3 protein-coding genes are annotated in these 1712 nt (G+C 35.6%); all 3 read left to right on the forward strand.

Annotated elements, in window-relative coordinates; all coding sequences use genetic code 11:
* Positions 1-219, forward strand: a 219-nt coding sequence (locus WCG23_13305) for a hypothetical protein (protein MEI8390848.1), incomplete at its 5' end; no start/stop codon positions are given.
* 136 nt (positions 220-355) lie between these two features.
* Positions 356-1165: an S-methyl-5'-thioadenosine phosphorylase gene (locus tag WCG23_13310; GenBank protein MEI8390849.1), complete on the forward strand. Its 810-nt coding sequence runs from the start codon at positions 356-358 to the stop codon at positions 1163-1165.
* 20 nt (positions 1166-1185) lie between these two features.
* Positions 1186-1443, forward strand: a complete 258-nt coding sequence (locus tag WCG23_13315) for a YggT family protein (protein ID MEI8390850.1) — start codon at positions 1186-1188, stop codon at positions 1441-1443.
* Positions 1444-1712: the final 269 nt, after the last annotated feature.

Consider the following 1712-nt stretch of genomic DNA (forward strand, 5'->3'; position numbering starts at 1 on the left):
AAATTTGATACTCTTGAAAGTCAGGTAAAAGAAAATACACAAATTTTAAAAGCTCTCCAATATTCAGCAGAAGTCAATAAAGCCGAGCATGAGCAAATAATAACAAATATCACAAAAATCCAAGGCGATATCTCTGGATTAAGAAAAGACCTGTCAACAATGGAAGTGGTAACAGCTAATAATTATGCGGATTTAGCAAAACTAAAAGCAGTAAGGTAAAAATCATGGATAAAATATTATTTCTTGCGTTTCCTGCAATAACTTTTGCTGTACTGGCGGCAGGAATAATTTTATATGAAGTCGTTAATTATATGGGAAATATATTGTTTTAATTAAGAAAGTGAGAAAGTGAAAAATGTTTAAACCAACACAACACAAAGCTGATATAGGCGTATTTGGCGGATCAGGATTTTATAATTTTCTTGAAAATACCAAAGAAGTAGAAATAGAAACCCCTTATGGCTCACCGAGCGACAGTATTACTCTGGGCGAAATCGGCGGAAAAACTGTAGCTTTCCTTCCAAGACACGGAAAAAGACACGTACTTCCTCCTCATAAAATAAATTACAGAGCAAATGTTTGGGCAATGAAAGCTCTTGGCGTTTCCAGATTAATCAGCCCTTGCGCAGCAGGAAGTCTTCAGCCTCACGTAAAACCGGGCGATTTTGTGATTTGTGATCAATTCGTAAATAAAACCTACAACAGAAGAGATACTTTTTATGATGGACCTATTACGACTCACGTGAGCCCCGCTGATCCATATTGTCCAGAACTAAGCGGTATTGCTGTGAATACGGCAAAAGACTTAGGAATAAGCGTTCATGATAAAGGTACAATCCTCGTAATTCAAGGACCAAGATTCAGCACAAAAGCAGAATCAAGATTTTTCACCGCACAAGGCTGGGAAGTAATTAACATGACACAGTACCCTGAAGTATTCTTAGCACGTGAATTAGAACTATGTACGCTTAATATCTCGCTTATTACCGATTATGATGCGGGATTGATAGGAGATGTTGAACCTGTAAGCCATTCTGCGGTTATAAAAGTGTTTAACGAAAACAACGAAAAATTAAGAAACCTTCTCTTTGGCTTAATAGAAAAAATCCCTGCCGAAAGAGAAAGATGCCACTGTGGCGATGTACTTTCTCACTCTAGAGTGTAAAATAAAATCCGGAGGAAAACATGTCTCTTTATGAAGCAATAGCAAACTTATTTCAACTTTTACAGCTAATTCTTCTCGTAAGAATTTTATTAACGTGGTTTCCAAATGTAAACTGGTATAACCAGCCGTTTAAATTTTTAAGAGATGTGTCTGACCCTATACTCGAACCTTTCAGAAAAATAATTCCTCCTATAGGCGGTCTCGATCTTTCACCTATGGTTTTATTTTTTGTTCTTAGCATTCTTGAGAAAGTTGTCTTAGGTTTTGTAAGTATTTAAAAAGCAAAACTCGATAAAATAAAAAAATCACGCAATAAGCGTGATTTTTTTTATTTTATCGAGTCGCATTCCTTGGAGTATTTTTTTATTGCCATGTTGAGCAAAGCGAAACATCTGTCCCTTTTTGGTTTTAAGCTTAAATACTTTTTTGTACAGATTCTTCGGACTAAAGCCCTCAGAATGACAATACCAATATTCATGTGGATTTCGACTGTCTGGCAATTCACGTTAATTATAGTGCTCTGAAAAAGTAATTAAGAAATGAAATA

Source organism: bacterium (assembly GCA_037147175.1).
GTDB lineage: Bacteria > Cyanobacteriota > Vampirovibrionia > Gastranaerophilales > UBA9971 > UBA9971.